Raw genomic sequence first — 9,050 nt, forward strand, 5'->3', positions numbered from 1 at the left:
GAAACGGCTGGATCGTTTTGGCTGGGAGTTTGCACGATTAATTTAATATCTAGCTTAGGGGCTTCTGCTGCCATCATCCAAGCTAATTGTCCGCCACCAATTACCCCAACTCGTTTGCCTTCCATGACTACCTCAAGCTGTTTTATTCCATTAACCAGTTTACTAGTTTATAAACCGATAAAAGCTAATAAATTCCTACGGTATTTAAAACTAGAATTTAATAGTTTAAATGCGATCGCGATCGTATCTTCGCCTACAAGAAATATTTAAACTTGTAGTAATTCTATATAACTACCGATATGTAATCGTGAATAAAAAAGAGGCGATCGCCCTACTAAATAGAGAGCAAATAAAAAAAATAAAGCAAGCTAACGATATTCTCAAAAAAGATAATAAGGCAATGAAGGAAGTTGTCGATCGCATTAAGTTGAAATTAGCTATTGAAGTTAAACACTTACTTAATTTTAAAGATAGTCAAATTAAAAAAGGCTTAGTTAAACTACTCGATTCTACTTTAGGATAATTGCGATCGTGAACAAACGTAAAAATCAACTCAGAACCTACAAAAAACTGAAGTATCGCCAAGTTCAGCAGTATCTTGAGTTTGTTACAACCTGCTAAAACTGAAGCTATATCTCATTAAAACTCATAAAAAACAAATTAGTCTTCTGAAGCTGAGTAAAAGTAAGTTATCAAAGATTTATCGACAACTTAGAAGATACGGAAATTAGTTAATGAGAATGACTATAAATTTTCCCAACAGCAAACCCACACCTCAGGTTGTGGGTTTATTTTTACGCTAATTTGCTGCAATGGATTTAATAATCCTGGAAACTTAAACGACTAGAAAAGATCCCAAGAATCTGCATCTTCGTTGTAATTGTTGTCAAAACCATCAGTGTCTTTCAATTCAGCGTCACCAATATCGACTAATTCATTACCGTCAACGCTTATAATTCCATTATTAATCTCAATGTTGGCGTCAGCACCCACTCCAAAGATTCTAATCTTATCGGCAAAACCATCGGCATTAAAATCTGTAATGCGATCGACTCCAGTTCCTATTTCAGCAGCAAAAAAGCTGAAGACATCGTCTCCAGTACCGCCACTCATTACGTCACCGACAGCAACTTCTAAAGGATTACCATCTTCACCTACATCTTCACCTAATGACTGACCGAGACCACCGATTAAGATATCGTCACCTTGACCGCCAAGAAGAGTATCTGCACCAAGACCACCTCTAAGTATATCGTCACCTAGACCGCCTCTAAAAACGTCACCGCCAGTACCGCCTTGAATCTCATCATTTCCTTGCCCAGTGAAGACATTAGCATCTCCCGCACCAGTAATAATTGTGTCGGTAAGTTGACCACCAATAATCCCTACATCAGCATCACCTCTAATTTCTACAAAACTTTCTTGATCTGGCGGACAAATAACTTCTAATCCACCATCGGCTCCCGTTGTTTCTAAAATAGCTTCGGTGTTGTTATCGTTAACAATATTCGACATAAATAGTACTCTCTATTACAATGCTTTTCTCAATTTAATTACTCAATTAATGATTTTGTTTACCCATCGCAATTTATTAAGCTAATCCTAAATTACAATTATTTAAGCCTCAACAATATAACAAAACTAAGCAATAAAATAATATTCGCCAAACTACTACTTATATAGTATTTTTAGATATTAAAATGTCAACGGTAGATACAACTAAAAATTCTGATTAGTAATAAGAATAAAAGCAATCTTTATGAAAGTAATTGAGATAGTATTTAATACATAACCATGATTTTTAGATAATTAAATCTTCAAAAAATAAACTCACAACCTAAATTGTGAGTTTATTTATACGCTAATTTGCTGCTATAGATTTAATAATCCTGAAAACTTAAACGACTAGAATAGATCCCAAGAATCATTCTTTTCTCCTTCAACATCATTAAACTTAATTTCTACACCACCTTCTACATCACCAATATTGACCAAATCTTGACCGTTAACAGATACAACTCCATTTTCATATTTAACATCAGCGTCAGCACCTACACCAAAGATTCTGATCGTATCGGCAAAATCGTCGGCTTTAAAATCTGTAATGCGATCAACTCCAGTTCCTATTTCAGCAGCAAAAAAGCTGAAGACATCGTCTCCAGTACCGCCACTCATCACGTCACCGACAGCAACTTCTAGAGGATTACCATCCTCATCTACTGTTTGACCGAGACCACCGATTAAGACATCATCACCTTGACCGCCAAGAAGAGTATCTGCACCAAGACCGCCTCTAAGTATGTCGTCACCCAGACCGCCTCTAAAAACGTCACCGCCAGTACCGCCCATAATGGCATCGTCTCCATCGCCAGCAAATACATCAGCATCCCCAGCACCAGTGGTAATCGTGTCGTTTAGTTTACCACCGACAATACCAACTTCGGCATCTCCTTTAACCTCAATTATATTCTCTTGATCTTGCTGTCCAACATGATCGAGACCACCGTCAGCACTGGTAGTTTCCAGCAAAGTTTCGGTGTTATTATCATTAACAATATTAGACATAAATAGTACTCCTTATTACAATATTTTTCTCAATTAAATTAATCAATTAATTATTCTATTTAGGCATCTCAACTTAGTAGTATTATCTGAAAAACAACTATTTTACTCTTGGTTATCTAGAATACAAAATATTCAAGTAATAAAATATTTTTAGCCAAACTACTGTATATATATTGTGTTAATAGATATTAAAATGTCAATGATAAATACCGCAGATTTTCTATAGCAAAATACAAAGTAGTAAAAATAATAATAATTTTTGTTAAGGAGAATAGTTGGGTCAAGTCTTTCAAGGGTTTTAGTGAAAAAACAATCACCAATCAAGCTGACTTATTATAGCTATTTTATTTGGATAAAAGATATATTTATCTCAGTACTAATACTGATAAAAAGACAATAAAATATTTTACTTTGAAAAAAGCAGCAAAAATACCGAGAAATTAGTTAAGGGAATATATTGGAATTTAGCTTGATTGAATTATTGATTTCTACCGAAATTATTTGAGATTAAATAATTATATTTTATAAGAATGTTTTCTGTTGTTTGCCAATTCAGTAAAAACTATAATTTAAAAATAGTTTAAAAGAAATTTTCTCAAAAAATAGTAGTTTATACTGATGTCAATCTGACAAACTCTGAGATAAGGCAAAAAAAATACTGAAAAATTGTGACAGAGTTCCAGCTATTAGGTCAAAATTGAAAAGCACAATTAAATATTGAATCAGATAAAATCCCCAACAATGGAATGGAGTAATGCCGAACCTGCTATTAGCGTTATAATTCCTACCTACAACTGCGATCGCTATATCGCTCAAGCAGTAGAAAGTGTATTAGAACAAGAAAACTGTAGTTACGAAATATTAGTAATTGATGATGGATCGACCGATGCCACCGAACGAGTCTTGATGCCCTATGGCGATCGCCTTCGCTATATCAAACAAAATAATCAAGGAGTGGCAGCAGCACGCAATTATGGCATTAACCAAGCTAGAGGCGATTTAATTGCTTTTTTAGATGCTGATGATTATTTTGCTCCAGGAAAACTAGCCCGTCAGGCAGATATCCTCCAGCAACGCCCCGATCTCGGTATGGTGCATAGTGGCTGGCAAAGAGTAGACGCAGAAGGAAATAAGTTATTAGATGTTTGTCCTTGGGAATATATACCTGAATTAAATCTGGAAACCTGGTTGCGTTGGAAACCAGTGCTACCTAGTGCAATGATGTTTCGTCGAGAGTGGTTGCAATATGTCGGCGGGTTCGATCCTCGTTTTCCTCCCGCAGAAGATACTAATTTGGTGTTGAAGCTAGCTCTCAAAGGTTGTAAGACAGCTTGGTTACGTCAAGTTACCGTTTACTATCGGCAACACGATGCTAGTGCTATGCACAAAGGTTTGCCCCAAGCTCGATCTTTAGTAGCAGTTACCGACGATTTCTTCGCTCAACCCGATTTACCCGATTCCGTGCGTTTAATGGAGCAATCGGTTCGTTATGGCACGCTAATTTGGATTGCTTGGTATTTACATTTCACGGGTCATCAACAAGAAACTGTAGAATATCTCAAGCAAGCCTGGCAATATCGTCCTAATTCGGGTATGGCAACCGTAGTCAGTTGGATTGAGAGCTTTGCCGAGTTTTCGGACAACTGGGGTGTAAAATTTAACGCTAATAAGTTAACTAGTTCGCCAGAATGGCAAGAATTGATTCAATGGATTACTAACACCAAGCATTAATTATTTATTATTGATTTACTTATGACTATTGCACGGACAATTTGTGTGGGGTTTCTAGTTCTAATTGTCGTTGGCACAATCTTGCTGATGATGCCTTTTGCTACGTCTTCAGGAGATTGGAATAGTTTTGTCACAGCTTTATTCACTTCTACCTCTGCTGTCTGCGTTACGGGGTTAGCGGTAGTAGATACGGGGAGCGATTTTTCCTTTTGGGGACAATTAATTATTTTGTGTCTGATTCAAGTTGGTGGTTTGGGCTACATGATGACTACCACCTTTCTGATTTTGCTATTGGGCAGAAAATTCGACCTCAGACAAAAATTCGCCATTCAAGAATCATTCGATCGCCCTTTTTTGCAGGGCAGTAGTAATTTAGTGCGATCGATTATTGCTACCACTGCGATTTTTGAGATTACAGGCATTTTCTTACTATTAAATACCTTTGTTCGCGAATTCGGTTGGTCTACGGGTATATGGTATTCCATTTTTCATAGTATTAGTGCGTGGAATAATGCGGGTTTTAGTCTTTTTTCCGATAGTTTGGTGGGTTATCGTTCTTCTTGGGCAGTGAATCTAATTATTCCTGGGTTGGTTATTTTTGGTGGTATTGGCTATCAAGTAATTATCGAGATGTATATCTGGTTGACTAATAAAATTAAAGGCAAAGCTGAAAGATATTGTTTTTCTCTTAATTTTAAAGTAGTTGTCAGCACCACTATTTTGCTTTTAATTGTTGGTACGATCGCTTTTTTCCTAACAGAATTGCACAATCCTGCTACATTAGCCAACTTAAGTTTTGAAGATCGATTCCTTGCTGCTTGGTTTCAGTCCATGAGTACGAGAACGGCTGGTTTTAACAGTATCGATCTGGGTAATATGACCACTGCGGGTTTATTTATCACGATGGGCTTTATGTTCATTGGGGCGAGTCCTAGCGGTACGGGAGGGGGCATTAAAACCACTACCTTTAGAATTTTATATAACAGTACCAAATCTGTTTTGCAGGGCAAAGATGAAGTGGTTCTCTACCAGAGAGAAGTACCCAGTACCTTAATTCTCAAAGCTGTAGCGGTAGTCTTCGGTACAGCTGCATCGATTGTGATGGTGACTATTTTTATTGCTGCGATCGATACTGAATTTGAGTTTTTGCCCATTTTGTTTGAAGTTATCTCTGCTTTTGCCACAGTGGGTTTATCTACGGGTATTACTTCTAGTTTTGCCGTCGCTTCTAAAATGATCTTGGTCTTTGCTATGTATATTGGCAGGGTTAGTATTTTGATGGTAATAGCTGCAATTATTGGCGATCCTAGCCCCAGTAGTTTGCAGTATCCCGAAGAAAATCTTTTAGTAGGGTGAAGAATGGTTAGTAGGTATTGGGTAGGGGCGGTTCGCGAACCGCCCTTACTTTTTCCAGTCCCCTATTACCTAAATAAATTATTTTTATCAATTGGATTTAGTATTATTAGATATCCATAGATTAAAATGCCATTAGTTAGAATCAATCAGAATAAGAGGCAAAATTGAAATCTCTCAACTTTTTAACTAACACCCGTAGTAAAAATCGCCAGTTTGCCGTCATCGGTTTGGGACGTTTTGGTCGGGCTGTATGTACGTCCCTACACAAAATGGGTTATGAAGTTTTGGGCACGGATATCGATCAGAAATTGGTAACTCAGGTTCTAACTCAAAAAGTTGCTTCTCATGCCATTCAATTGGATTCTACCGAACCAGAATCTCTTAAAGAAGCGGGTATTTTTGAGATGGATACGGTGATTGTCGCCATTGGTAACTATCTCCAAGAAAGTATTATTACTACTTTGAACGTTAAGGAAGCAGGAGTAGAACACGTAGTAGCAAAAGCGTCTTCAGAGATTCACGGCAAAGTTTTGCGACGAGTAGGAGCAGATCGGGTTGTTTTTCCCGAATATGAAGCTGGTTGCACTTTAGCCAGTACTTTAACTCAACCAGGATTTCTCGAACGCTTTGAACTAGATACAGAAAATAGTATTGTCGAAGTGTTAGTGCCAGAGGAGTTTCACGGTAAAACTTTAGCACAGTTAGATTTGCGCAAATGTTATGGTTTGAGCGTGTTGGCTTTGGGAGACGGTCAAAAATTTGTTACCAACCCCAATCCAACCCAGGTATTAAAGAAAGGACTTGTCATGGTAGTTATTGGCAGTAATAAAGATCTTCAGCGATTGCCAATTTAATTTGGGTTGATTGTCGATTGGCAATATTTGGTGTATCTCAGAAGAGCTATATCTAAGATTAAGCTGGTTTTAAGTTTTAGTTTATTTAATAGCATTATGCCCAAGATTGACTCAATCAGACGTTAAATTAAATGACTACTAATAGAATTAATATCCCAGTCTTTAAACCTCAACTAGCTACATTAATTTTAATTGGAATCGTAATCTTAGCAGCAGGAATCGCTCTTTTGTGGGCTGCTGGAATCGGCGTAATTGGAGACTTGTTTGCATATCTAAATTTATTGCAAGAACAACCACCAATGTGGCTACAAGCACCAATGCTAATGAGTCGCTTTTTACTGTTCCCTTCGATCGCGACTTTTATTTTAGTTTTCATTATTATTAGAGCTTTTCCCGAACCTCGTCCTGTGGCAAGATTTTTAGTAGTCAGTATTTTATTAGTTTTAACTTTTATTTACGTCCAATGGCGATCGCTTTCTACTTTGAATTTGAGCGATCCTTTGAATGGGGTTTTTAGCATTACTCTCTTTGCTTTAGAGATGTTCGTTCTCTTTAGCGGCAGTCTGCAATTATTTTTGATGCTCAAGGTCAAAGATCGTCGTAAGGAAACCGACGCTCTATCTGTAGCCGTGGTAGAAGGAAAATTTAAACCAACGGTAGATATTTTTATTCCTACCTATGACGAACCTGAATTTATTTTGCGCCGTACTGTCATTGGCTGTCAGGCGATCGATTATGACCGCAAAACTGTTTATTTATTAGACGATACCAGACGAGAAAATATTGCCGCACTAGCGCGAGAATTGGGCTGTGAATATCTAACTCGCCCCAACAACGACCATGCTAAGGCGGGTAACGTCAATCATGCTATCCCTTTAACCGAGGGAGAATTTATTGCTATTTTCGATGCGGATTTTATTCCCACCAGAAATTTTCTACACCGCACTTTAGGCTTTTTTCAAGATGAGAAATTGGCTTTAGTACAAACTCCCCAAAGTTTTTATAATACCGATCCTATTGCTCGGAATTTGGGCTTAGAAAACGTTCTCACTCCTGAAGAAGAAGTATTTTATCGCCAGCTACAGCCGATTAAAGATGGTGCGGGGAGTGTAGTTTGTTCTGGGACTTCTTTTGTGGTGCGACGCAATGCTTTAGAATCCATTGGTGGGTTTGTTACGGACTCTTTGAGCGAAGATTACTTTACGGGTATTCGCTTGTCTGCCAAGGGTTACCGTTTGGCTTATATCGATGAAAAATTAAGTGCGGGTTTGGCAGCCGAAAATATTGCCGCTCATGCTACCCAAAGACTGCGTTGGGCAAGGGGTACTTTACAAGCCTTTTTTATTAAATCTAACCCTCTGACCATTCCTGGTTTAAATCCCCTACAAAGATTGGCTCACCTAGAAGGTTTGTTGCATTGGTTTACTAGTTTAGCGAGCGTCTTTTTCTTACTGATGCCTTTAGCCTATGCTTTTCTCAATGTAATTCCCATTCGAGCTACCACTGATGAACTATTAATTTTCTTCTTGCCCTATTACATAACTCAATTGACAGTTTTCTCTTGGCTTAATTATCGATCGCGATCGGCTATCCTATCGGGTATCTATGGTTTAGTATTGGCATTTCCCCTTGCTTTTACAGTAATTCAAGTGATGCTCAATCCTTTTTCCAAGGGTTTTAAAGTCACTCCCAAAGGCACTAAAAGCGATCGCTTTTCTTTTAATTGGAAATTGGCTTTTCCTTTATTAATTTTATTTGCTTTTACGGCTTTTAGTTTGTGGTCTAATCTTTGCGCTTGCGCTTTGGCAGCAATGCACGAATCTCCTGAAATGGCGGAAAGAATGCGAGGACTAAATTTAGGTTGGATTTGGAGTGCTTATAATTTAATTAGTCTGGGTACGGCTTTATTAATTTTATTAGATGTTCCTAAACCCGATCTTAATGAATGGTTTAGCTTGCGAAGATTGGTGAAATTAAATTTGGCAACTTCAAGGGGAATCAAGACTTATTGGGGAGTCACTACCCGCATATCAGAAACGGGAGTAGATATTTCTCTAACTCAACCAATAGATCGTCTAATTTCGGGCGAAACTATTGCAGCAGATATTTCTCTTTTAGAAGAGAAGATCGATCTCACAGGAAGAGTAGAAAAAGTACAATTAAATGGCGATTTTTATAGCTTACAACTACAATTCGATCCTTTAACTTTGGAACAAGAAAGACAATTAATTCCGTTACTATTTTGTCGCCCAGGGCAGTGGAAAAGAAAAGATACTCCAGGAGAATTTCATTCCTTATGGTTATTAATTAGAATTTTATTACGTCCCAAAGTATTATTCGATCGCAATCCTAAAATTAATGCGATTAATGTAGCTCAGACTTGATAAAGGGCTGCGCCCAGTTATTAGTTATTAGTTAGGGACGTTTCATGAAACGTCCGTACTAGTTATTAGTTCCAATCAGATAAGGAAATATATTGATCCTAAGAACCATAGGTCAAAAGAAAACTTGCGTAAATACATTGTCGCTCGATCCTTTGTGAGA

The 9,050-nt window shown here is 37.6% G+C and carries 7 protein-coding genes and 1 pseudogene; 5 read left to right on the plus strand and 3 right to left on the minus strand.

Annotation, left to right across the window (positions count from 1 at the left end):
* Positions 1-125 (minus strand): annotated as a pseudogene (locus AC33VI_RS00095) (5-(carboxyamino)imidazole ribonucleotide synthase); the annotation flags it as partial.
* A gap of 182 nt (positions 126-307) precedes the next feature.
* Between AC33VI_RS00095 and AC33VI_RS00100 the strand changes: the two are divergent.
* Positions 308-523 (plus strand): hypothetical protein, encoded by a 216-nt coding sequence (locus tag AC33VI_RS00100; protein WP_491780235.1) that lies wholly within the window; start codon positions 308-310, stop codon positions 521-523.
* 320 nt (positions 524-843) lie between these two features.
* On the opposite strand, the gene AC33VI_RS00105 is transcribed toward AC33VI_RS00100, so the two are convergent.
* Positions 844-1,515, minus strand: coding sequence for a calcium-binding protein (locus AC33VI_RS00105; RefSeq protein WP_491780236.1), 672 nt, complete (start codon positions 1,513-1,515; stop codon positions 844-846).
* Between the two features lie 390 nt (positions 1,516-1,905).
* Complete coding sequence (locus AC33VI_RS00110; RefSeq protein ID WP_491780237.1) at positions 1,906-2,565, minus strand: calcium-binding protein; 660 nt, start codon at positions 2,563-2,565, stop codon at positions 1,906-1,908.
* A 741-nt stretch (positions 2,566-3,306) separates the two neighbouring features.
* Between AC33VI_RS00110 and AC33VI_RS00115 the strand changes: the two genes are divergently transcribed.
* From AC33VI_RS00115 to AC33VI_RS00130, 4 genes are all read left to right on the plus strand, one after another.
* The gene (locus tag AC33VI_RS00115) at positions 3,307-4,296 is read left to right on the plus strand and encodes a glycosyltransferase family 2 protein (protein WP_491780241.1); all 990 of its coding nucleotides are present in this window, start codon (positions 3,307-3,309) and stop codon (positions 4,294-4,296) included.
* A 21-nt stretch (positions 4,297-4,317) separates the two neighbouring features.
* On the plus strand, positions 4,318-5,652 hold the full coding sequence (locus AC33VI_RS00120; protein WP_491780238.1) for a TrkH family potassium uptake protein: 1,335 nt from the start codon (positions 4,318-4,320) through the stop codon (positions 5,650-5,652).
* Between the two features lie 164 nt (positions 5,653-5,816).
* The gene (locus AC33VI_RS00125) at positions 5,817-6,506 is read left to right on the plus strand and encodes a potassium channel family protein (RefSeq protein WP_491780239.1); all 690 of its coding nucleotides are present in this window, start codon (positions 5,817-5,819) and stop codon (positions 6,504-6,506) included.
* A gap of 131 nt (positions 6,507-6,637) precedes the next feature.
* Positions 6,638-8,890 (plus strand): glycosyltransferase, encoded by a 2,253-nt coding sequence (locus AC33VI_RS00130; protein ID WP_491780240.1) that lies wholly within the window; start codon positions 6,638-6,640, stop codon positions 8,888-8,890.
* Positions 8,891-9,050: the final 160 nt, after the last annotated feature.

The organism is Waterburya sp. (assembly GCF_058530065.1).